Annotated in this window: 21 protein-coding genes; 7 read left to right on the top strand and 14 right to left on the bottom strand. The window is 68.9% G+C overall.

Features of this window, described 5'->3' with window-relative positions; translation table 11 throughout:
• Positions 1–31: 31 nt before the first annotated feature.
• From ACIBG8_RS04435 to ACIBG8_RS04425, 3 genes are all read right to left on the bottom strand, one after another.
• Positions 32–859, bottom strand: a complete 828-nt coding sequence (locus tag ACIBG8_RS04435) for a class I SAM-dependent methyltransferase (protein ID WP_397341081.1) — start codon at positions 857–859, stop codon at positions 32–34.
• An 11-nt stretch (positions 860–870) separates the two neighbouring features.
• On the bottom strand, positions 871–1,551 hold the full coding sequence (locus ACIBG8_RS04430) for a TetR/AcrR family transcriptional regulator (protein ID WP_397341080.1): 681 nt from the start codon (positions 1,549–1,551) through the stop codon (positions 871–873).
• A gap of 146 nt (positions 1,552–1,697) precedes the next feature.
• A complete protein-coding gene (locus ACIBG8_RS04425; RefSeq protein ID WP_397341079.1) occupies positions 1,698–2,276 on the bottom strand; it encodes a dienelactone hydrolase family protein in 579 nt (192 codons plus the stop codon).
• A gap of 63 nt (positions 2,277–2,339) precedes the next feature.
• Here ACIBG8_RS04425 and ACIBG8_RS04420 point away from each other — a divergent pair, with 63 nt between their 5' ends.
• A complete protein-coding gene (locus tag ACIBG8_RS04420; protein ID WP_397341078.1) occupies positions 2,340–2,915 on the top strand; it encodes an ArsR/SmtB family transcription factor in 576 nt (191 codons plus the stop codon).
• A gap of 63 nt (positions 2,916–2,978) precedes the next feature.
• On the opposite strand, the gene ACIBG8_RS04415 is transcribed toward ACIBG8_RS04420, so the two are convergent.
• The 3 genes from ACIBG8_RS04415 to ACIBG8_RS04405 form a co-directional block, all read right to left on the bottom strand.
• Positions 2,979–4,163 (bottom strand): serine hydrolase domain-containing protein, encoded by a 1,185-nt coding sequence (locus ACIBG8_RS04415; RefSeq protein ID WP_397341077.1) that lies wholly within the window; start codon positions 4,161–4,163, stop codon positions 2,979–2,981.
• A 216-nt stretch (positions 4,164–4,379) separates the two neighbouring features.
• Positions 4,380–4,625: a hypothetical protein gene (locus tag ACIBG8_RS04410; protein WP_397341076.1), complete on the bottom strand. Its 246-nt coding sequence runs from the start codon at positions 4,623–4,625 to the stop codon at positions 4,380–4,382.
• The gene (locus ACIBG8_RS04405; RefSeq protein WP_397341075.1) at positions 4,622–6,400 is read right to left on the bottom strand and encodes an APC family permease; all 1,779 of its coding nucleotides are present in this window, start codon (positions 6,398–6,400) and stop codon (positions 4,622–4,624) included. Before ACIBG8_RS04405 ends, ACIBG8_RS04410 begins: the two co-directional genes overlap by 4 nt.
• A 214-nt stretch (positions 6,401–6,614) precedes the next feature.
• On the opposite strand from ACIBG8_RS04405, the gene ACIBG8_RS04400 reads away from it, so the two are divergent.
• Complete coding sequence (locus ACIBG8_RS04400; protein WP_397343893.1) at positions 6,615–6,863, top strand: SAV_915 family protein; 249 nt, start codon at positions 6,615–6,617, stop codon at positions 6,861–6,863.
• A gap of 40 nt (positions 6,864–6,903) precedes the next feature.
• Here the strand turns inward: ACIBG8_RS04400 and ACIBG8_RS04395 are convergent, their stop codons facing one another.
• Genes ACIBG8_RS04395 through kdpF form a run of 6 tightly spaced genes read right to left on the bottom strand, consistent with a single transcriptional unit; the run spans position 6,904 to position 14,699 of the window.
• Positions 6,904–7,572: a response regulator gene (locus tag ACIBG8_RS04395; RefSeq protein WP_397341074.1), complete on the bottom strand. Its 669-nt coding sequence runs from the start codon at positions 7,570–7,572 to the stop codon at positions 6,904–6,906.
• Entirely contained in the window at positions 7,569–10,085 is a 2,517-nt protein-coding gene (locus tag ACIBG8_RS04390) for a DUF4118 domain-containing protein (protein ID WP_397341073.1), read from the bottom strand. Before ACIBG8_RS04390 ends, ACIBG8_RS04395 begins: the two co-directional genes overlap by 4 nt.
• Positions 10,082–10,867 carry a potassium-transporting ATPase subunit C gene (locus ACIBG8_RS04385; protein WP_397341072.1) on the bottom strand — a complete coding sequence of 262 codons (786 nt, stop codon included), beginning with the start codon at positions 10,865–10,867 and terminating at the stop codon, positions 10,082–10,084. Before ACIBG8_RS04385 ends, ACIBG8_RS04390 begins: the two co-directional genes overlap by 4 nt.
• Positions 10,868–12,964, bottom strand: coding sequence for a potassium-transporting ATPase subunit KdpB (gene kdpB / locus ACIBG8_RS04380; protein ID WP_397341071.1), 2,097 nt, complete (start codon positions 12,962–12,964; stop codon positions 10,868–10,870).
• Positions 12,964–14,610 carry a potassium-transporting ATPase subunit KdpA gene (gene kdpA / locus ACIBG8_RS04375; protein ID WP_397341070.1) on the bottom strand — a complete coding sequence of 549 codons (1,647 nt, stop codon included), beginning with the start codon at positions 14,608–14,610 and terminating at the stop codon, positions 12,964–12,966. The genes kdpB and kdpA overlap by 1 nt, the downstream gene beginning before the upstream one ends.
• Positions 14,610–14,699: a K(+)-transporting ATPase subunit F gene (gene kdpF / locus ACIBG8_RS04370; protein WP_397341069.1), complete on the bottom strand. Its 90-nt coding sequence runs from the start codon at positions 14,697–14,699 to the stop codon at positions 14,610–14,612. The genes kdpA and kdpF overlap by 1 nt, the downstream gene beginning before the upstream one ends.
• A gap of 265 nt (positions 14,700–14,964) precedes the next feature.
• On the opposite strand from kdpF, the gene ACIBG8_RS04365 reads away from it, so the two are divergent.
• From ACIBG8_RS04365 to ACIBG8_RS04355, 3 genes are all read left to right on the top strand, one after another.
• Positions 14,965–15,555: a class I SAM-dependent methyltransferase gene (locus ACIBG8_RS04365; RefSeq protein WP_397341068.1), complete on the top strand. Its 591-nt coding sequence runs from the start codon at positions 14,965–14,967 to the stop codon at positions 15,553–15,555.
• 66 nt (positions 15,556–15,621) lie between these two features.
• Positions 15,622–17,136, top strand: a complete 1,515-nt coding sequence (locus ACIBG8_RS04360) for a cation:proton antiporter (RefSeq protein ID WP_397341067.1) — start codon at positions 15,622–15,624, stop codon at positions 17,134–17,136.
• Positions 17,137–17,162: 26 nt separating this feature from the next.
• Positions 17,163–17,795, top strand: a complete 633-nt coding sequence (locus tag ACIBG8_RS04355; protein ID WP_397341066.1) for a hypothetical protein — start codon at positions 17,163–17,165, stop codon at positions 17,793–17,795.
• 27 nt (positions 17,796–17,822) lie between these two features.
• Here the strand turns inward: ACIBG8_RS04355 and ACIBG8_RS04350 are convergent, their stop codons facing one another.
• Entirely contained in the window at positions 17,823–19,670 is a 1,848-nt protein-coding gene (locus tag ACIBG8_RS04350) for an amino acid transporter (protein ID WP_397341065.1), read from the bottom strand.
• Positions 19,671–19,877: 207 nt separating this feature from the next.
• On the opposite strand from ACIBG8_RS04350, the gene ACIBG8_RS04345 reads away from it, so the two are divergent.
• Positions 19,878–20,171, top strand: coding sequence for a hypothetical protein (locus tag ACIBG8_RS04345; RefSeq protein ID WP_397341064.1), 294 nt, complete (start codon positions 19,878–19,880; stop codon positions 20,169–20,171).
• Between the two features lie 103 nt (positions 20,172–20,274).
• Positions 20,275–20,958 carry a hypothetical protein gene (locus ACIBG8_RS04340; protein WP_397341063.1) on the top strand — a complete coding sequence of 228 codons (684 nt, stop codon included), beginning with the start codon at positions 20,275–20,277 and terminating at the stop codon, positions 20,956–20,958.
• Between the two features lie 69 nt (positions 20,959–21,027).
• Here ACIBG8_RS04340 and ACIBG8_RS04335 read toward each other — a convergent pair whose 3' ends face one another.
• Positions 21,028–21,177 carry a hypothetical protein gene (locus tag ACIBG8_RS04335; RefSeq protein ID WP_397341062.1) on the bottom strand — a complete coding sequence of 50 codons (150 nt, stop codon included), beginning with the start codon at positions 21,175–21,177 and terminating at the stop codon, positions 21,028–21,030.
• Positions 21,178–21,293: the final 116 nt, after the last annotated feature.

Here is a 21,293-nt window from a genome sequence, read left to right as displayed (position 1 = left end):
AACACCAAATAGTGGAGCGGACGTGCGGGCGTCAGGGGCCGAATTCGTAGCGGAGGTACAGGCCCGCGTCGCGGAGGACGGGGACGTGGCGGCACAGGTTGATGAGGATCTTGTACGCCAGGGGCAGGCCGGGAGCGTGGCCCTGCAGGGCGAGGCCGCTGACCGTGTCGGTGCAGTGCAGTCGCGGTACGGCGCGCTCCACGTCGCCTGGGCCGTTGATGGCCCAGTGCATGGTGGCGCCGAAATGACGGTGCACCAGCTTGTTCTGCCTGCGCAGGGCGTAGGAGTTGTGGGTGTCGAGGATGACGACCCCGCGGGCGAAATGCTCGGTGATGCGGCGGAACAGCGCCTGCCCGTCCTCCGGCTGGAGGTACATGGTCAGCCCCTGCGCGATGACCAGGGTGGGCAGGTCGGGCCGGATCTGCTGCAGCCACTGCGGCGCGGTCACCGACGAGCCGATCAGCCGGTAGGCGTCGTCACGCTGAGGAAAGATCTTGCTGCGGACGTCGACCACGTCGGGGTAGTCGACGTCATACCAGGTCACGCCGGGTCCCGGCGCGACCCGCCAGACGCGTGAGTCCAGACCCGCGGCCAGGTTCACGACGGTGGCCTGTTCGTGCGCGGCCAGGAACTGTGCGGTCCAGTCGTCGAAGTGCTTGGCGCGGGTGGTGACGGCGAGCGCGGTGAGCTGGGGTGAGAGCTTGAGCCGCGCGAAGTCGTAGTCGACCTTGTCCAGGGCCTGCGCGGCGACCGTGTCTCCGAGGAGGGAGGGGGTGGTGCGTGCGTCGTGGGCCAGGCCGTACAGCATGATCAGCGATGTGCCCATCGCCTTGTCCAGGTGTACCTTGACGCCCGTCATGTCGGCGCTCCTCAGGCTCCGGGGATGGAGGGGTCGGCCAGCCACTGCTGGTGAAGATCGGTGAGTTCGTCCGCCGCGGCCCGCAGCGTGGCCTGCGACGGCTCGGCGGTGGGCTCGAAGGCCCGGCGCAGCGTGGTCGCCAGAGCGTCCGCCCTGGTCTCCAGGTCCAGGTCCACGCCCGGTGGCAGCCCGGCTTCGAGCAGGTAGGAGCCCATGACCGCGGCGGACAGCCGGTAGAACAGGGCCGGGTCGGCGGGGTCGTCGGCCAGGAGGCCGTGCCTCCACAGGATCGCCAGGTAGCGTGCCGTCGTCTCGAGCTTGCCGACCAGGTAGTGCGACCCGGCATCGTTCCCCGCCAGGACCTCGCCGAGCATGGCGTGGTCCCCGGTGGCCAGCGCCTTGGACACCGGGTTACGCATGGTCAGCAGGAACGACCGGCGGATCGCCCGATGCAGCCGGACCTCGGCCGGATCGCGGCTCAGGGCGGCGAGCTGCGCGGCTACGAGGCGGGCCGTGTCGCGGGCGAGCACGGCGGCGAACAGTTCCCGTTTGCTCGGCCAGTAGAGATACAGGGTTCCCTTGCCGACTCCTGCCCGGCTCGCGACCTCGTCGACGGTGACCTTGCGATAGCCGTACGCGAGCAGCAGCGCCTCGGCGGCGTCGAGGATGCGAGACGCCTTGTCCTGGGACACGACCAGCACCACCTGACCGACTGACTCAATCCGTTCTGCAGTCAGTTCAGGCTAACCCGCGCCGCCAAGGAGCGGAAGTAGTGACCTCTGCGCGCTCTCCGGCTTCCTCCTCGGACGGCGGGAGCCTGGGTGGGTGTGTGGCCGACTCAGCTCCACGTGGCGAGGAAGTCGAGGGTGCGGCGGGTGAGCAGCCCTGCAGCGTCGGCGTCGTACGAGGGCAGGCTGCTGTCGGCGAAGAGGTGCCGGCTGCCGGGGTAGAGGAACAGCTCGCCGTGCTTCGCCGAGACGAGGAGCTCGCGGGCGGCGTCGAGGTCGCCTCCATCGGTGAAGAACGGGTCGGCGTCCATGCCGTGGACCTGGACGGGCAGCTCTTCCGGCCATGAGTCCCCGAACTCCGAGGCGGGCAGGCAGGACTCGAAGAACAGCGCGCCACGCGCGCCAGGGCGGGTCTGCGCCAGCTTCTGCGCCGGCATGACGCCGAGCGAGAATCCGGCGTACACCAGGTCGCCGGGCAGCGTGTCTGCGGCGCGCACGCCGTACTCCAGCAGGTTGTCGAAGCCGATCGTCCTCGCGTGGGCCAGGCCGTCGTCCAGGCTCGTGAACGTCCGTCCCGCGTACAGGTCGGGGGTGTGCACGAGGTGCCCCGCCCGACGCAGTTCCGCGGCGAAGCCGAGGAACCCGGCCGTCTGTCCCTGGGCATGGTGAAACAACAAGACCTCAGCCATGAGCTGACACTCCCCAATGAATCGGAAATCCCGAACGATTGGAGATGATAGACTAATCGGACTATGTCGACCACACCCCCTACTCCGGACTACGAGCTCGTCGACACGATCGTGCTCACCGAGCCGGCGCAGGTACGGGCCCTCGGCGATCCGCTGCGGAACACGATTCTGGGCCTCCTGCACGAGCGGGCCGCGACGGTGACGGAGCTGGCCGCAGCGGTCAAACGCCCCAAAGGCACCGTCGCGCACCATGTCAACGTCCTGGTCGAAGCCGGGCTGCTGCGCGTGGTGCGGACCCGGCGGGTGCGGGCGATCGACGAGCGTTTCTACGGCCGTACGGCACGCATGTTCTACGTCGGCTCCGGCCAGTCTGCTGGCAGCGATCCGCTCCCGCTCGACTTCAACGACTTCGAGGTCGCGGCCAGGGAGTCCGCCGGGGCCTATCAGGCTCACCAACTGTGGGCCTTCATCCGGCACGCTCGCCTCTCGGAGCAGGAGGCCGCGGAGTTCTGGCTCCGGATCAAGGACCTGGTGCAGGAGTTCGACCGCGTCCCCCGGTCCGGGGACACGACGTACGGCTTCGCGGTCGGCATCTACCCGATCACCGACTACCCGACCCTGCCGGCCGAGACGGACTGACGCGCACCCCTGCTGATGGATGCGCACCTGTGCCGCCCCGGCCGGGGCGGCACGGTGGCGCGGCTACTTGGAGCTGGGCGGGCACATCTCCGCTTCGAGTTCCTTGGTGAAGATGTTCTTGACCGGGTCGCCCCAGTCGCCGTTGACGTTGGTGACGACCATGTGCCTGCCGTCCTTGCTGCCCATCGCGTAGGTCCAGGAGCCGTGGATGAAGCCGCCGTTGCCCCAGGCCACCACGCCGCACGACAACGTCTGGGAGAAGATGCCGAGTCCGTAGTCGGTGTTCTCGATCCACGGCACGGCCTTGGTGGAGACCGTCTTGTACATCTCCTGCTGCACCGAGGGCGGCAGCAGCTTGCCGCCGAGCAGCGCCTTGTAGAAGGTCTGCAGGTCGCCGGTGGTGGAGACCATGTTGCCCGCCCCGTAGCCCCAGGAGACGTTCATGTCGGTGGAGTTGATGATCGGGGCGTCGGGGTTGGGGTCGGCCACCGCGTAGCGGGTGGAGTAGTTCTGGGCGTGCGGGCCGCGGATCCTGGTGTCATTGCCCGGGATGTAGGTGGCGGTCAGGCGGAGCGGGCGGATGATGCGCCGTTCGACTTCCTGGGCGAGGCTGTTGCCGGTGACCTTCTCGATGATCAGTCCGGCGACCGTGTAGTTGGTGTTGGAGTACATCCATGCGACCCCCGGAGCGGAGGTGGGCGGGTTGGCTACGGCGAACTTCACCAGGTCGGCCGGGCGGTAGGCGTCGAAGCGGTGTTCGGGGAAGGCGCGGGTGAAGTACCTGGTCGCCATGGTCTTGTCGGAGGTGTACGGGAACAGGCCGCTGTTCTGGTTGAGCAGCATCCTGATGGTGATCTTGGCGGGGTCGTAGCCGTTGCCGCTCACGACGCCGGGCAGCCACTTCTCCACGGTGTCGTCCAGGCTCAGCTTGCCCTCGCCCACCAGCTGCAGCACCACCGTCCCGGTGAAGGACTTGGTGACGCTGCCCACGCGGAAGCGGTCCTGCTGGCGGCGCTTGCGTTCGGTCTTGGTGTCGGCCACGCCCTCGGTGCTGAACCACTTCTCGCCGCCGTTCCGGACCTCGGCGATGATGCCGGGCATACGTTCCTGGGTGACAGCTTGTTCCAGCACTCGTTGGAGGCCCGCGTGGTTGTCGGTCCGGTCATCGGCGGCCGCCGCTGAGGTGCCGGCGGTTACGGCGACTGCGGCGGCGAGCAGGCAGGCTGCGGTGCGCAGAGTTTTGGACATGGTTGATCTCCGTCTCCATGTGGTGTGTTAGTACGGCCGGGCGGTCTCTGACCGCTCTCCACGATGTCCGGCAGCGCTGACAGGCCCCTTACAACCCTCTTCCAACCGGAACCGGCCGGCTGTAAGGCACGGCGAGCCCAACCCAGGAGTGTTACGGTCCGGCTGGCCCTTCAGCTCCGGCAGGACGTCTCGCTGCCGCACCCCGGCAGGAGCACGTCACCGGCGACGTCGTCCCGGGCCAGGGAGACGGGGCGGCCGCCGCTCGGCCGTGTGCCGCTCGCCGTTCCCGTCCGTCCACGTCACGTCGGCGATCATCCCCTTGGGCACGTCGCGCTGGTGGTCGGGGCGGACCTGCGCGGTGACCTCGCGGTGTGGCGGCCCGATGGAGAGGGCGGCGTAGGCGGCCAGGGAGACGGCGCAACCGACCGCCACCACCGCCAGGAGGCGTGACAGGGGTCTCATACGCGGAACCTCATCCGGCAGACCACGGTGTCGGTACGGCGGCGCAGCGCCCTGGCCAGCACCGCGCCGCGCTGGTTCTGCAGCAGGCGTTCCCAGGCGTGGGCCGGTTCGACCTCGGCGATCAGCACGAACACGTGCGCCTCGGGCACCCGGCCCAGGTAGTCGATGAGCGGCTGGTCGAGACGGCGGTGAGCGTCAAACAGCTGGACGAGTTCCACGTCGGGGTGCCAGCGCTCCCAGTCGTCCACGAAGAAGGGCGGGTCCTCGGGGTGGGTGACGTGCACGGCGACCACGCGATCGCCCAGCGACAGGGCCGCGGCCAGGGCTTCGCACGACAACCGGCTGACCGCGTGCACCGGCACCACGACCAGCGACCTGCGCGGCCGGGGCGGCACCGGGGTCCGGCCGAGCTCCAGCCGTTGCCCGATGCGGGTGTAGGAGCGGTTCACCCACTCCATCCCCGCCACCATCAGCGGCAGCGTCACCACGATCAGCCAGCCGCCCTCGGTGAACTTGGAGACGGTGACCACGATCGCGGCGACGAAGGTGAGCAGCGCGCCGAACCCGTTCAGCGCCGCCCGCCACCGCCACCCGCTGGGCCGGTCCAGCACCCAGTGCTTGACCATCCCGGCCTGGGACAGGGTGAAGCCGACGAACACCCCGATCGCGAACAGCGGGACAAGAAGGTTCATGTCGCCGCCGGAGACGACCAGCAGCCCGGCGGAGGTGACGGCCAGGAAGGCTATGCCGTACCTGTGCACGTGCCTGTCGGCCCGCAGCGCGAAGAAATGCGGCAGGTTGTTGTCCTTGGCCAGCAGCTCGGCCAGCACGGGCAGCCCGCCGAAGGAGGTGTTGGCGGCCAGCGCCAGCAGCACCACGGTGGAGAACTGCACCAGGTAGAACAGCCACCCGTCGCCGAGCGCCGCCTGCGTGACCTGCGCCAGCACGGTCACCCCCTCGACCGGGGCGATCGCGAACTTCTCGATCAGCGCCGCGATCCCGATCAGCATCACCGCGAGCAGGCCGCCCAGCGCGACCTCGGCGCGCTGCGCACGACGAACCCGGGGCCTGCGGAACGAGGGCACCGCGTTCGCGATCGCCTCGACGCCGGTCAGCGAGGCGCAGCCGTTCGCGAAAGCCTTGAGCAGCAACAACACGCCCACGGTCTGCATCATGAGCGGGTGCGCCTCAGTGATCACCGCGGGCTCGGAGCGCAACAGACCCGCGATGATCACGAGCAGGATCGCGCCCACGTAGATCGCGGTGGGGGCGACGAAGGCGCGGGCGCTGTGCGCGATGCCCTTGAGGTTGATCGCGGTGACCAGCGCCAGCACCGCGAGGCACACCCAGACGGTGTACGGCAGCAGCCCGGGGAAGGCCGACGTGAGCGCGGCGACTCCGGCGGCGACGGAGACGGCGACGTTGAGCACGTAGTCGACCACCAGCGACGCCCCGGCCACGAGGGACGCGCGGCGGCCCAGGTAGGTCCTGGCCACGCCGTACGCGCCGCCGCCGTCGGGGAAGGCGGCGATGACCTGGCGGTAGGAGAAGGTGAGTACGGCCAGCAGCGCCGCGATGGTCAGCGTGACCGGGATGGTGAACCCGAGCCCCGCTCCCCCGGCCAGCGCCAGGACCAGCACGATCGCCTCCGGGCCGTAGGCCACCGAGGCCATCGCGTCCAGGGAGAGCGCGGCCAGCCCGCCGACGACGGTGAGCCGGTGCTTGTCGCCGGTATCTGGGGGCTCCTTCACGGCAGGGGCCATAACAACGGACATCAGTCCTCCTATGGGGATTACAGCCACATAGTCCCGCCGGAAAACCGCGATTCCGCGCGCCCATACGGATGCTTGACGGCGATCGCCGGAATCCCTACACGGCCCAGACGCCCACCGTCAACGGGGCGTCAGGACTTCCGCGATCTCCGTCTGGATCGCGTAGGAATGGCGCTCACCCTTCGCGTGGCGGTCTAGCGTCCGTGACGTGAGAATCATGTACTTCGTCCCGGTCCGCGTGGGTGCCGTCGGCACGTCGCTGCGACTGTTCAGGACCGCTTCCGGCAAGCGCACGGCGGTCGCCTTCACCTCTGCGTTGCGGCTGGCCAAGGTGCTCGGCGCCGACCAGCGCTGGGTGCGGCTCAGCGAGCAGGCGCTCAGAGGAATGACCAGCGATCTGGACGTCATCGGCATCGTGATCGACCCCGCGGGAACGATGGACCGCCGGTCGGCACAGGCCGCGTGATCAGAGCAGCCATTGCGATAGCGGCGCGGGCAGCACGTCGTCATGCCTTGTACCGGTACCCCATCCCGAGTTCGGTGATCAGGTGGACCGGCTGGGCCGGGTCGCGTTCGAGCTTGCGGCGGATCTGGGCCATGTACTGCCGCAGGTAGTGGGTCTCCTTGGTGTACTTGATCCCCCACACCTCGGTGAGGAGCTGCCGCTGGCTCACCAGCTTGCCGGGGTTGCGCAGGAGGATCTCCAGCAGGTGCCATTCGGTCGGCGTCAGCCGTACCCCGCCCGAGACGGTCTTGTTGGTCAGGTCGATCACGTGGTCGCCGATCTGGATGCTGGCCAGCTCCGCCTCCTGCGCGGCGGTGCGCCGGGAGACCGCGCGGATCCTGGCCAGCAGCTCGTCGATGCCGAACGGCTTGGTGACGTAGTCGTCCGCCCCGGCGTCCAGGGCGTCCACCTTGTCCTGGTTCCCCGCCCTGCCGGACAGCACGATGATCGGGATGGTGGTCCAGCCGCGCAGCCCGTGGATGACGTCGACGCCGTCGAGGTCGGGCAGGCCGAGGTCGAGGATGACCAGGTCGGGGTGCCAGTCGGCGGCCTCGCGCAACGCGGACCCACCACTGGTCGCCTCGGCGATCTCGTAGTGGCGCGCGGCCAGGTTGATGCGCAGGGCGCGCAGGATCTGCGGCTCGTCGTCGACGATGAGGATGCGCGTCATGAGATGGGCAATGTCAGGATCATGGTGAGACCTCCACCTGGTGTTTCGTCGGGTACGAGGGAGCCGCCCATCGCTTCGGCGAGCCCTCGGGAAAGGGCGAGGCCGAGGCCGACCCCCGAGTGGTTGTCGCGGTCGCCGAGCCGCTGGAACGGCTTGAAGACCTGGTCGTGCGCCTCCGGCGGGATGCCTGGGCCGCGGTCGATCACCCTGATCTCCACGCGGCCGCCGTGCCGACTTCCGGTGACGAGGACCTTCTCCGACGGAGGGCTGTAGCGGATCGCGTTGGACATCAGGTTCACCAGCACCCGTTCCAGCAGCGCTGGGTCGGCGACCACGTCGGGCAGCTCGACGGAGATGTCCCCCTCCACGCGGTCGCGCAGCGGGCCGAGGTCGTCGATCGCGCGCGGCACGATCTCCTCCAGCGCGATCGGCTGCAGCGTCGGACCGAGCACGCCCGCCTGCAGCCTGCTCATGTCGAGCAGGTTGTCCACCAGCCGGTTCAGCTTGACGAGCGACTCGTCGGCGGTGGCGAGCAGCTCTTCCCTGTCGGACGCGCTCCAGGCGATCTCGGTGTTGCGCAGCGACTCCACCGCCGCCTTGGCCGAGGCGAGCGGGGTGCGCAGGTCGTGGCTGACGGCGGCCAGCAACGCGGTGCGCATCTTGTCCGCTTCGGCCAGCGGCCTCGCCTTCTCGGCCTCCTCCTGCAGCCGCTCCTGGCGCAGCGCGACGGCGGTCTCGGCGGCGAAGGCCTCCAGGACGCGGCGGTCGGCGGCGTCGAGCAGGCGTCCGCTGGCGCACAACACCAGCGTTTCGTCGATGACGACGTCGGTGTCCGCCGCCCCCGGGCAGGAGCAGGGCGGTCCTCCGGAGGTGCCGAGGATGCGCCAGGCGCCCGGTTCCGACTGGTCGTCGGGCCCCGGCGGCCCCGAGCGTTCGAGGAGCGTGACCGACACCAGGCCGAACGTCTCCCTGATCCTCGCGAGCAACGACGGCAGCGCCGCCTCGCCGCGCAGGACGTGCCCGGCCAGCGTGGAGAGGATCTCGGCGTCCGCGCCTGCCCGTGCCGCTTCCCTGGTACGGCGGGCAGCCAGGTCGACGATCGCGCTCACCGCGGCGGCGACCATGACGAACACCGCCAGGGCGAGCAGGTTCTCCGGGTCGGCGATCGTCAGCTCGCCGATCGGCGGCGTGAAGAACCAGTTGAGCAGCAGCGACCCGCCGATGGCCGCGGTGATCGCCGGCCACATGCCGCCGACCAGCGCCACCCCGACGACCATGACGAGGAACAGCAGGATCTCGCTCGGCAACGCCAGGTCGTCGCGGAACGGCGCGAGCAACGCGGTGAGCGCGGGCATCCCGGCCACTGCCATCGCCCAGCCGGTGATCCGGCGCTCGCGGGTCAGCGCGGCCCGCGAGCTGGGCCGTCGCCCCTTCTTGGCCTCCGCGTGGGTGATCATGTGGACGTCGATGGAGCCGGACAGCGCGGTCGTCTCCACCCCGACGCCGCGTGAGAAGATCTGCGCGAACCGCCCGCGCCTGGACGCGCCGAGCACGAGCTGGGTGGCGTTGACGCCACGGGCGAAGTCGAGCAGCGCCCGCGGGATGTCCTCGCCGATGACCTGGTGGTAGGTGCCGCCCATGTCCTCGGCCAGGGTGCGCTGGCGGGCCAGGCTGACCGGGTCGCCGCCGCTCAACCCGTCCGCGCTGGTCACGTGGACGGCCAGCAGGTCGGCGCCCTTGGTGCGGGCCGCGATGCGTGCGGCCCGCCGTACCAGCGTGTCGCCCTCGGGACCGCCGGTGAGGGCGACGACGACCCGCTCGCGCGCCTCCCACGTCTTGGCGATGCCGTGCTCGGCCCGGTAGCGGTCGAGCTGGTCGTCGACCTTTCCGGCGACCCAGAGCAGCGCCAGCTCGCGCAGGGCGGTCAGGTTGCCGACCCTGAAGTAGTTGGACAGCGCGGCGTCCACCTTCTCCGGCGCGTAGATGTTGCCGTGCGCCATCCTGCGGCGCAGCGCCTCCGGCGACATGTCGACGAGCTCGACCTGGTCGGCCCGGCGTACCACCTCATCGGGTACGGTCTCCCGCTGCGGGATGCCGGTGATCTGCTGGACGACGTCGTTCAGCGACTCCAGGTGCTGGACGTTGACCGTGGAGATCACGTCGATGCCCGCGTCGAGCAGCTCCTCGATGTCCTGCCAGCGCTTGGTGTTGCGCGAGCCGGGAACGTTGGTGTGCGCCAGCTCGTCGATCAGGGCGACCTTCGGCTCGCGCGCCAGGACGGCGTCCACGTCGAGCTCGGTGAAGGTGCTCCCCCGGTGGACCATGGTCCTGCGGGGGATCACCTCCATGCCGTCGAGCAGCGCGACCGTGTGGGGGCGGCCGTGGGTCTCCACGAAACCCACGACCACGTCCTTGCCTCGTTCGCACGCCCTCCGGCCCTCGTTGAGCATCGCGAAAGTCTTGCCGACCCCGGGGGCGGCCCCGAGGTAGACCCGCAGCCGCCCCCTGCTCATCGGCGATCAAGGGCGAGGTTGAGCTGCAGCACGTTGACTGCCGGTTCGCCCATGAAGCCGAGCGCGCGGCCGGTGGTGCCGGCCTGGATGAGCGCCTTCACCTTGCCCAGGTCGAGCTTGCGCTCCCTGGCGATCCTGGGCGCCTGCAGCTCGGCGTAGGCCACCGAGATGTGCGGGTCCAGGCCCGAGCCGCTGGCGGTCACCGCGTCGGCGGGCACCACCGCGGTCGCGCCACCCCTGACGGGGACGGTCTTGCCCGCCGCGTAGTCCTCGCCCGGCTTGGCGCACTCGACCTTGAGCCCCTCGTAGGTGGCGAGGAACGGCTTGGCCGGGCAGGCCTGGTTGACGCTCACCGCGCGGTCCTTGAAGACCTTCAGCACGGCCCCGACGCCGTCGTCGGTGCAGTACGGCCTGGCCCCGCTGACGCCTTCGAGCTCCCCGACGGCCTTGGAGCGGGCGCACACCTGGGTGAGCAGGCTCTTCCTGTCCTTGGTGTCGAGCACGTCCTCCGGGCCGAGGTTGCTGGCCGCGGTCGACTGCGTGTCGTAGCCGTCACCGGCCGCCGACGGGCGGCTCTGGAAGTACTGGTTGTGGCCCTCGAAGGACTGACCGATGAGCTCGCTGCCGTGGGTGGTCATCGAGCCATTGGCCTGGTGGTTGAACACGGCCTGGGCGACGCCGGTGGTGACCAGCGGGTAGACGACCCCGAGGATCACCGTCAGGACGATGACCGCCCTCAGGGCCGCGACGTGCTGGCGAATCCAGCTTGGTAGACGTTCCATTTATGACATCCCCGGAAGGAACTGGATCAGAAGGTCGATGATCTTGATGCCGATGAACGGCGCGATGATGCCGCCCAGGCCGTACACGTAGAGGTTGCGGCTGAGCAGCTTGGAGGCGCTCGACGGGCGATAGCGGACGCCACGGAGAGCGAGCGGGATCAGTGCGATGATCACCAGGGCGTTGAAGACGACCGCGGCCAGGATCGCCGACTGCGGGCTGGACAGGCGCATGATGTTGAGCGCGTCCAGACCGGGATACACCGCTGCGAACATCGCGGGAATGATCGCGAAGTACTTGGCGATGTCGTTGGCGATCGAGAACGTGGTCAGCGCGCCGCGGGTGATGAGCAGCTGCTTGCCGATCTCGACGATCTCGATGAGCTTGGTCGGGTTGGAGTCGAGGTCGACCATGTTGCCCGCCTCTTTGGCGGCGCTGGTCCCGGTGTTCATCGCGACGCCGACGTCGGCCTGCGCGAGCGCCGGAGCGTCGTTGGTGCCGTCACCGGTCATCGCGACCAGGCGGCCGCCCTCCTGCTCCTGCTTGATCAGGGCGAGCTTGTCCTCTGGCGTTGCCTCGGCGAGGAAGTCGTCCACCCCGGCCTCGTCCGCGATGGCCTTGGCGGTCAGCGGGTTGTCGCCGGTGATCATGACGGTGCGGATGCCCATGCGGCGCATCTCGTCGAAGCGTTCGCGCATGCCCTGCTTGACGACGTCCTTGAGGTGGATGACGCCGAGCACGCGGGCCTTGCCGTCCACGACCTCGCCGACCACCAGCGGGGTGCCGCCGCTCGCCGAGATGCCGTCCACGAGGTGGCCGACCTCCTCGGTGGCGTGGCCGCCGTTGTCGCGTACCCACTTCATGACCGCCGTGGCCGCGCCCTTGCGTACTTGACGGCCGTCGACGTTGACGCCCGACATGCGGGTCTGGGCGGTGAACTCCACCCATTCCGCGCCGTGGATCTCCCGCTCGCGCAGGCCGTACCTCTCCTTGGCGTACACCACGATCGAGCGGCCCTCTGGGGTCTCGTCGGCGAGGGACGAGAGCTGCGCCGCCTCGGCCAGCTCCTGCTCGGAGGTGCCGGTGGCGGGCTGGAAGTCCGACGCCTGCCGGTTGCCCAGCGTGATCGTGCCGGTCTTGTCCAGCAGCAGCGTGCTCACGTCGCCCGCCGCCTCGACCGCGCGGCCCGACATGGCCAGCACGTTGCGCTGGACCAGGCGGTCCATGCCCGCGATGCCGATCGCGGACAGCAGCGCGCCGATGGTGGTCGGGATCAGGCAGACCAGCAGGGAGACGAGCACGATGCCGCTGACGCCGTCGCCGGTCAGGGCGAGGGAGTCCGGGATGCCGGGGTTCTCGGCCTTGGCGTAGATGGCGAACGGCTGCAGGGTGATCGTCGCGGCCAGGAAGATGATCGTGAGCGCGGCGAGCAGGATGTTGAGGGCGATCTCGTTGGGCGTCTTCTGCCGGTTGGCGCCCTCGACGAGGGCGATCATCCGGTCGATGAAGCTCTCACCCGGCTTCTGGGTGATCTTCACGACGATGCGGTCGGACAGCACCTTCGTACCGCCCGTCACGGCGGAGCGGTCGCCGCCCGACTCGCGGATGACCGGGGCGGACTCGCCGGTGATGGCCGACTCGTCCACGCTGGCGATGCCCTCGATCACGTCGCCGTCACCGGGGATGATCTCCCCGGCCTCGACGGCCACGATGTCGCCCTGCTGCAGTTCGGTGGCCGCGACGGTCTCGCCGGACTGCCTGCGCGCCATCGTGTCGGTCTTGGCCCTGCGCAGCGTGGCTGCCTGCGCCTTGCCGCGCCCCTCGGCGACGGCTTCTGCCAGGTTGGCGAAGACGACGGTCAGCCACAGCCAGATGGCGATGGCCCAGGCGAAGAACGACGACTCGGTGGTGGCGGCCAGGATCGTGGAGGCCAGCGCGCCGATCTCGACGATCAGCATCACCGGGTTGCGCCACAACGTGGCCGGGTTGCACTTCTTGATCGCGTCGGGCAGCGACCTGAGCAGTTGCTTGGGGTCGAGCAGCCCGCCCCCGACCTTCTTCGGCGCGGGGGCCGGTGCTTCGAGCACGGGGGTGGACATTAGCTGATTCCTTCTGCGAGCGGGCCCAGCGCCAGGGCCGGGAGGAAGGTCAGAGCGACCAGGATGATCGTGACGCCGACCACCATGCCGACGAACAGCGGCCGGTGGGTGGGCAGCGTGCCTGCCGACTCGGGCACGGGCGCCTGTCTGGCCAGCGATCCGGCCAGGCCGAGCGCGAAGATGATCGGCAGGAAGCGGCCGAAGGCCATGCACAGGCCGAGCGCCACGTCGTACCACGGGGTGTTGACGGTGACGCCGCCGAACGCGGAGCCGTTGTTGTTGGACGCGCTGGTGAAGGCGTAGAGGATCTCGGAGAACCCGTGCGGGCCGTCGTTCAGCATCGCGGCGACCCCGGCGGAGTTGCCCATGGCGACAGCCGTACCGACCAGCACCAGGAGCGGGGTCACCAGGAAGTACATCGAGGCGAGCTTGATCTCGCGAGCGCCGATCTTCTTGCCCAGGTACTCCGGCGTACGGCCGACCATGAGGCCCGCGACGAACACCGTGATCACGGCCAGGATCAGCATGCCGTACAGACCGGAGCCCACACCGCCGGGCGCGACCTCACCCAGCATCATGTTGAACATCGTCATCATGCCGCCGAGCGGGGTGTAGCTGTCGTGGAAGGAGTCCACCGCGCCGGTGGAGGTCAGCGTGGTCGCGGCCCCGAACGTCGCGGAGTTGGCGACGCCGAACCTGACCTCCTTGCCCTCCATCGCCGCGCCGACCGCCTGCGGGACGGTGGCGTTGCCCGCGAGCTCGAAGACGTTGGTCAGGGTGACGCTCACCAGAGCGATCACCGCCATCACGGCGAGGATCGCGTAGCCCTGCCTGACCTGCCCGACCATCCTGCCGAACGTCCTGGGCAGCGCGAACGGGATCACCAGGATGAGGAAGATCTCGAACCAGTTGGTCCAGCTCGTCGCGTTCTCGAACGGGTGCGCCGAGTTGACGTTGTAGAAGCCGCCGCCGTTGGTGCCGAGCTCCTTGATGACCTCCTGGCTGGCCACAGGGCCGCCGGTGATCGCCTGCTGGCCGCCGGTGAGGGTGGTGACGGTGTGCGGGTCGGCGAAGTTCTGGATCAGGCCGCCCGCGACCAGGATCAGCGCGCCGACGAACGCGATGGGCAGCAGGATGCGGATCGTGCCGCGCACGAGGTCCACCCAGAAGTTGCCGATCGTCTCGGAACGGCTGCGCGCGAAGCCGCGCACCAGCGCGATCGCGACGGCCATGCCGACGGCGGCCGACACGAAGTTCTGTACGGCCAGCGCGGCCATCTGCACCAGGTGGCCCATCGTGGACTCGCCCGAGTAGGCCTGCCAGTTGGTGTTGGTGACGAAGCTGATCGCGGTGTTCCACGCGATGTGGTCGGGCACGGCGTCGAACCCGAGTGACAGCCAGAGCTTGTCCTGCAGGCGCTGCATGCCGTACACGAACAGGATCGAGATCACCGAGAAGGCCAGCGCGCTGCGGGCGTAGACGCCCCAGCGCTGCTCGGTGTCGGCCTTGACGCCGAGCAGGCGGTAGATGCCCCGCTCGACCACGTTGTGCTTCACGCCCGAGTAGACCCGGTACATGTAGTCGCCCAGCGGCTTGTGCGTCACGGCCAGCGCGACGACCAGGGAGGCGACGAAGATCCAGCCCATCAGAAACGCTCCGGGAACAGCAGAGCGGCGATCATGAAGACCACCAGACCGACGGCGACCACAAGCCCTGCGGCGTTAATAGCGCTCACAGGCGCTCCACCGCCTTCACGACGAACCCGAAGATCACGAAGATCGCGATCGTCAGGGCGACGAAGATGACGTCAGCCATCCCCACTCCTCTTGTCCGGATGTGTTCTTACTCGGCCAAGCAAAGCGCGGGATTTGGGGGGTTTTGCCGTTCTTGACGCTTTCCCTACGCCTGGGGCTCCGTTCTTGACACCTTCCGTACGGCACGCCGTAGGGATCCCATCAAGAGGGTGTTTTTCACGGTTAGGGCCAGGTAGACAGTCGGTCATGTCCTCTCTTGGCATGGAGCAGTTCCACCATCCCCGGGCGGTCTGCCAGCGCAGCCGCCTCACTCCAGCACGCGAGTCGTTGATGCGCGGTCTGTCCGGCGCCGTCATGGAAATGGGGGTGGGCGACGGGGTGAAGTTCCGCTTCTACCCCGCCGAGGTCCGCGAGATCACCGCGGTGGATCCCGACCCCGGGTTGTGCGAGACGGCTCGCGAGGGCTGCGGCGGCCTCCCGGTCCGCGTGCTGACCGGCTCGTTCTCCGCGATGCCGGTGCCCGACGGGTCGGTGGACGCGGTGGTCTGCTCCCTCACCCTGTGCGCGGTGCCCAGGCAGGACGAGGCGCTGCGGGAGATCGTGCGGGTGCTCAAACCGGGCGGGGAGCTGCGTTTCTACGAGCACGTCCGCTCCGCCAACCCCGTCGTCGCCTTCACCGAGCGCTTGGTCGGGCCGCTCTGGGCGCAGTCGTCCGGCGGCTGCCACCCCGCCAGGGACACCCTCAGGGCCATCACTTCCGCCGGGTTCACCCTGGATCGGGTGGACAGGTTTGACTTCGACCGCATCGCCCACGTTCTCGGCGTCGCCCGCCGGTAGTACGGTTGGCGCCAGGTGCGCCGGGAAGTCTGGTCGGCATTTCTTCAGGGATGTCGAGGTGTGCTGGTGCAGGTAGTGCTCTTTCTGGTGACGGTCGCCACCGTCGTGGCCACGTTCGCCGACCGCATCAGCGTTCCTGCGCCGTCGCTCCTGGTGGTCGCGGGGATCCTCGTCGGCCTGCTGCCCTTGTCCGAGCAGATCCACGTCACCCCGGAGATCGTCAGCCTCGTCGTGCTCCCTCCCCTGCTCTACGCCGCGGGCGAGGAGCTCTCCTGGCGGGAGCTCAAGCTGCTGTGGCGGCCCGTCTCGCTGCTCGCCGTCGGCTTGGTCCTGGTCTCTGCGGCGGCCGTCGGCTTCGTGACCACGCTGCTCACCCCGGTGCCGCTGGCCATGGGGTTCATGCTCGGCGCGGTGCTGGCCAGCACCGACCCGGTCGCGGTCACCGCTCTCGGCCGCAGGCTCGCGCTGCCGCCCAGGCTGCAGACGCTGGTGCAGGCCGAGAGCCTGTTCAACGACGCCACCAGCCTCATCCTGTTCAAGGTGGCACTGGGCGCCGCGCTGGCGGGCGGCGTGGCGAGCTGGTCCGGCGTGACCGTCGGCTTCGTCACCCTGGCCGGAGGCGGCGCTCTGGTCGGCGCGGTGGTCGCGGTCGGGGTGTCATTCATCAGGAAGCGTACGGAGGACCCCGTCCTGGAGAGCGTGATCGCGCTCGTCACCCCCTATGTGGCCTTCGTCCTCGCCGAGTCGCTGCACGGGTCCGGCGTCACCTCGGTGGTCGTGGTCGCCGTGGTCCAGGGCGTCAAGGCTCACCAGCTCACCGACTCGCGGATCAGGCTCCAGCTCACCGCCGTCTACGGCACGGTGATCTTCCTGCTGGAAAGCGTCGTCTTCAGCCTCATCGGCCTCCAGTTGCCCAGCCAGATCCGGCAGCTCACCGACGGCGAACGCTCCTGGATCCCTGCCGTCTTCGCCATCGCGCTCACCCTCGTCGTGGTCCGGGTGGCGTGGATGTTCCCCCTGTCGGCGCTGCGGAACTGGCGGGACGGCAACCGGCCGTCGTGGCAGGTGCCCGCGGTGATCACGTGGGCGGGGGCGCGCGGGGTCGTCCCGCTGGCCGCCGCGCTGTCGATCCCCCTGGCGATGCCGCACCGCACGCTGCTGATGGTGCTCGCGACGGGCGTCATCGTCGTCTCCCTGATCGTGCAGGGATTCACGCTCGCGCCGCTGGTCAGGCTCTCCGGGCTGGCGATCGCGCCCGGCGACTCGCAGGCCGAGTACGCCCGCGCCAAGCAGGAGCTCACGCGGCGCGCGATCGACTACGTGGAGGAGCTGGGCGACGTCGAAGCCGTCTCCCCCGTCGTGCTCGACCACGTCCGGCGCTCGCTCAACACGCAGATGGAGCTGGAGCAGGAGCAGGACGACCTGGCCGACTCCTACGGGCAGCTGAGGCGCGAGCTGCTGGCCGTACAGGGTGAGGAACTGGCCAGGATGCAGGCGGCGGGCGAGATCGGCGAGGCGACCAGGCGGCGCCTGCAGCGCCACCTCGATCGCCAGGACCTCCGCTTCACCGACGACCCCTAGGCGGGCGCGGATCTATGATCTTCCCCATGCCGATCTCCTCCCTGAGCTACGCCGATGCCGATGCCCGCCTGGGTGGCGCGTTGTCCGCCGTGTTCGAAGGGGCGGGAGCGTCGCCCGGCTACGGCGAGGTGCTGTTCTTCGACGGTGACCTCACCCTCGACGGGGATTTCCTGGACGCCGTCAACGAACTGCGTGGCGGCGTCGAGCTGGTCGTGGTCACCGGCGATCTGACGGTCAACGGCCCGATCGCGCTCTATGCGGACCGGCCCGGCCTGTACGTCGGCGGTCACACCAAGGCCGAGACCCTGGAGGGCGGCGAAGCGGAGATCTACATCCACGACGGCACCTTCACCCACCTGGTCTACGGCTGGTACAACCACGGCTCTTTGCGGACCGGGACCGTCGAGACCCCTTGGGTGATCGACTACGACCATGCCATGGACGTGTACGCCCCGGGCGGGCGCTGGGTGAACAACTACGACGATGACGCCGACGACGCCGACTTCGCCGTCGGGGACGGCATCGTCGAGGCCTTCGTGCCCGAGGTCGTCGACCCGGAGGACCACTGTCTGAACGTCGACGAGTTCCTGGACCGGCTGCGGGCCGGGCTGCCGGTCCTGCGTCCCGGAGCCCCGGACGGCGGCCGCGGCGGCGAGTGATCACCCGCCCTCCCGCGAGCACGAGCTCTAGCCGACGTGGACGTGGGGGCGCCTGGTGATGTCCGGTTCGGCCTTGCGTAGGACCTCGCGGGTCAGCGGCGGCACGTCGCCGCCGCCGAACAGCAGGTAGCGCAGCATCGCGGCGACCGGGTTGCCCTCGGTCCAGTGGAAGTAGATGTGCGGCACCTGCCCGCTGCGGTCACGCAGGTCCAGCAGGAGCGCGGCCAGCGCGTTGGGCACCGTGGGGCTCTCGAAGTGCAGGATCTGGTGACCGTACCGCTCCTCGCCACAGACCCGGAGCTCGCTCTCGAAGTCCGAGGCGTCGACCACGGTCACCTCGACGAACAGCACCTGCTCGCTGCTGCGCAGCCGATGGTTGAGCCACTGTTCACGGATCTTGTCGTTGTACTCGGTCTGGTCGCGCTCGTGCGGTTCGTTGGCGATCAGGTGGATCTCGCCGCGCGCCTGGTTCACGAACTGCTCGGCGAGCCCGTCGTAGTGCACGTCGGTGACCCGCAGCTCCGTCGAGCGGGTGGCGCGTGAGATGAGCGAGGTCACGATGATCGCCACGATGAAGAACGACGCGATCTTCACCCCGTCCGGGCGTTCGAAGACGTTGTCCACCAGGGTGAAGGCGAACACGGCCGACACGACGCCGAAGCCGACCATGAGCTGGCTCTGGCCCTTGCGCCAGGCAGACAGCGTCACCGCGACCGAGGCCGACAGGATCAGCACCAGAACACCCGTGGCATACGCGCCGCCCTGGGCGTCCACGTCCGCGTCGAAGATGACCGTGATGGCGAACCCGATGGCGCTGAAGACCAGCACCAGAGGCCGTACGGCACGCGTCCAGTCCGGGGCCATGCCGTACCGGGGAAGGTAACGTGGCACCAGGTTGATCAGCCCCGCCATCGCCGACGCCCCGGCGAACCACAGGATCGCGATCGTGCTCACGTCGTACAGCGTGCCGAACCAGTCGCCCAGGAAGTCGTGAGCCAGGTAGGCGAGCGCACGACCTGCCGCCTTGCCACCCTCGTCGAACTCCTTGGCAGGGATGAGGACGGTCGTGGCGAAGCTGGTGAAGATCAGGAACACGCTCATGATGAGCGCGGCCGCGGTCAGCAGGCGTTTGGTGCCCTTGATCCGCGCCTGGAGCTCACCCTTGACCACCGGCATCACCGCGACACCCGTCTCGAACCCGGACAGGCCCAGCGCCAGCTTCGGCATGACGAGAAGGGACAACACCACCATCGCCATGGGACTGGCGTAGTTTGTGGTCAGCGCGTGTTGCCAGTCCACCACCAGGTTCGGCGCCTCTAGCACGTGCACGATGGAGACGGCCACGACGACGGCGTTCAACACGAGGTAGACGGCGACCAGGACGACGGCGATGCCGATCGCCTCGCTGAAGCCCATGAGGAAGATGCCGCCGAGCAGGGCCAGCAGGAACAGCGTGACGAGCACCCGCTGGCCCTGGAGGAAGTCGGGCGCGAACGGGTTCTCCAGGATGTGCGCGGTGGCGTCGGCCGCCGAGAGCGTCATCGTGATGACGAAGTCGGTGGCGGCGAAGCCCAGGAGCGCGAGGACGAACAGCTTGCCCCACCACTGCGGCGCCAGCTTCTCCAGCATCGCGATCGAGCCCTGGCCGTTCGGGCTCTCCTCGGCCACCCGGCGGTAGACCGGCAGCGCGCCGAACAGGGTGAGCAGGACCAGCAGCAGCGTCGCCACCGGCGACAGCGCCCCGGCGGCCAGCGCCGCGATGCCCGGCTGGTACCCCAGCGTGGAGAAGTAGTCCACGCCCGTCAGGCACATGACCTGCCACCACGGGTGCTTCTTGTGCGGGCCGTGCTCGATCTGCTTTCTGTCGGTCTGCAAGCCCTTCAAGAGCCAGGTCTGCAACGGATCCCCCACATCAAAAGCGCGTAAAGACGCTGAGCACACTACTGACGTCGGAGCAGGTTGCTTCATGATCACCGCGTCAAGAAAACGTTAAAAATCGCCCGAAGCCCCGACTCGGCCCTGTCGTCAAGAATGCGTAGAGATCATCCACTTTGACGGTTTCGGCTTCTAGGGTCGATCAACGTGTCTCAAGACGTGACGAACCCCAGGCATACCTATCTGCGCAACCTGCTGACCCAGGTCGGCACCGTCCAGGACCAGATCAAGGGCAACCTCAGGCGCCCGGCCGCCAACATGGCGAGCAGGAAGGTCTGGACGAGCGTGACCGCGACCACCTTCGAGCACGAGCTCACCGCCGGGGCGGGCAGATACGCCTCCGCCGTGACCGACCTCGGCACCAAGGTGCACGAGGAACTGCGCGCCTGCCCGCCCACGTGCTTGGCGGCCGAAGCCAAGATGTGGAGCAGGGACCTGTAGCGGGCGAGTTCGCGGGGATCGACCCCAAGCTGATCAAGGGCATGAACGCCGGGCCGGGCCGTTCCACAACGCGATGCGGCGGGACCCTGCTCTGGGAAGCGCGATGGTGAAGCAGGCTCTGCCGTACGTGAACTGGATGTCGTACCTGCAGGCCCTGAAATATGCGGAGAAAGACGGCTTCGAGGGCGTCACGCGGATCCCCCGCCCTTCCGGACCGGGCATGTACGTCGACCCGAAACTGTTCCAGGACTTCCTCGGCGCCGGGCTCAGGCACCCCGACGCCGGCAAGGCGTACAACGACGAGATCGCCGGACTGCGCGAGCAGTCACCGGTCACCGCCTTCGCCAAGGACAACTCCTACAACTGGGAGAAAATCAAGGCCACCGACCGGTGGAACGACCACGTCATGCGCGACGCCGGGCTCTACGGCCTGTACTCCGGCGCCTACGAGTCCGCCGACCTGGACGAACTCGGCGACACCGCACGCAGGAACTTCTGGCTCGGCGTCGTCGGCGGCTCCGTCGCCGGGCGCTTCCCGATTCCGGTCGACGGTCAGGCGCTGGCGGGCAGCGTGCTGGGCCTGTTCTTCGCCGACACCTACGAAGAACACTTCGGCGACGACCCGGGCAAGGCCCAAGCCGAGCTGCGCGAGGCTTACCGCCAGGACCTCCGCGCCGAGCTCCTCGCAGGAGGCATGACCAAGGAGGACGTCGACGAGGCGGTACACGACGCCATGATCGCCTTCGACGCCGTCAAGGGCGACGCCGAGGACGCCCAAGCCGACTAGCAGCTGGCAGTGACCGGCGGCCTCGGCGCCGGTGGCGGTTCCGCCGGTCCGGCGGAACCGCCCTCTGGGTTAGATCTCGTTGCAGGGGCGCTCGGCGCCGCAGCTCTGGATGGTGACGTCGGTGTCGGCCTGCGCCGGAGCGGAGGCGAGCGCCAGCGCGCCACCGACGGCTCCGGTGGTGAGGGCCGAGACGATGAGCAGCTTGATCTTGCTGGACATGGGATCTTCCTGTCTGTTCCGGCTGCCCCCGATCGGGCGGCTCGGAGCCAGCTGACACCTGCCCCCTTGATGAGATGTCGACGTCGATGCCGACCGGCGTCAGGACGGCGTAGCCG

The sequence above is a fragment of the Nonomuraea sp. NPDC050556 genome (genome assembly GCF_044457355.1).
In the GTDB taxonomy this organism is placed as follows: domain Bacteria; phylum Actinomycetota; class Actinomycetes; order Streptosporangiales; family Streptosporangiaceae; genus Nonomuraea.
This window is presented reverse-complemented; position numbering and strand designations above follow the sequence as displayed.

Bases quoted from the DNA above. Each gene is read 5' to 3' on its own strand.
- ACIBG8_RS04435 (WP_397341081.1), bottom strand. From the start codon at position 859: ATGACGGGCGTCAAGGTACACCTGGACAAGGCGATGGGCACATCGCTG.
- ACIBG8_RS04425 (WP_397341079.1), bottom strand. From the start codon at position 2,276: ATGGCTGAGGTCTTGTTGTTTCACCATGCCCAGGGACAGACGGCCGGG.
- ACIBG8_RS04420 (WP_397341078.1), top strand. From the start codon at position 2,340: ATGTCGACCACACCCCCTACTCCGGACTACGAGCTCGTCGACACGATC.
- ACIBG8_RS04415 (WP_397341077.1), bottom strand. From the start codon at position 4,163: ATGTCCAAAACTCTGCGCACCGCAGCCTGCCTGCTCGCCGCCGCAGTC.
- ACIBG8_RS04410 (WP_397341076.1), bottom strand. From the start codon at position 4,625: ATGAGACCCCTGTCACGCCTCCTGGCGGTGGTGGCGGTCGGTTGCGCC.
- ACIBG8_RS04405 (WP_397341075.1), bottom strand. From the start codon at position 6,400: ATGTCCGTTGTTATGGCCCCTGCCGTGAAGGAGCCCCCAGATACCGGC.
- ACIBG8_RS04400 (WP_397343893.1), top strand. From the start codon at position 6,615: ATGTACTTCGTCCCGGTCCGCGTGGGTGCCGTCGGCACGTCGCTGCGA.
- ACIBG8_RS04395 (WP_397341074.1), bottom strand. From the start codon at position 7,572: ATGACGCGCATCCTCATCGTCGACGACGAGCCGCAGATCCTGCGCGCC.
- ACIBG8_RS04390 (WP_397341073.1), bottom strand. From the start codon at position 10,085: ATGAGCAGGGGGCGGCTGCGGGTCTACCTCGGGGCCGCCCCCGGGGTC.
- ACIBG8_RS04385 (WP_397341072.1), bottom strand. From the start codon at position 10,867: ATGGAACGTCTACCAAGCTGGATTCGCCAGCACGTCGCGGCCCTGAGG.
- kdpB (WP_397341071.1), bottom strand. From the start codon at position 12,964: ATGTCCACCCCCGTGCTCGAAGCACCGGCCCCCGCGCCGAAGAAGGTC.
- kdpA (WP_397341070.1), bottom strand. From the start codon at position 14,610: ATGGGCTGGATCTTCGTCGCCTCCCTGGTCGTCGCGCTGGCCGTGACG.
- ACIBG8_RS04365 (WP_397341068.1), top strand. From the start codon at position 14,965: ATGTCCTCTCTTGGCATGGAGCAGTTCCACCATCCCCGGGCGGTCTGC.
- ACIBG8_RS04355 (WP_397341066.1), top strand. From the start codon at position 17,163: ATGCCGATCTCCTCCCTGAGCTACGCCGATGCCGATGCCCGCCTGGGT.
- ACIBG8_RS04340 (WP_397341063.1), top strand. From the start codon at position 20,275: ATGGTGAAGCAGGCTCTGCCGTACGTGAACTGGATGTCGTACCTGCAG.
- ACIBG8_RS04335 (WP_397341062.1), bottom strand. From the start codon at position 21,177: ATGTCCAGCAAGATCAAGCTGCTCATCGTCTCGGCCCTCACCACCGGA.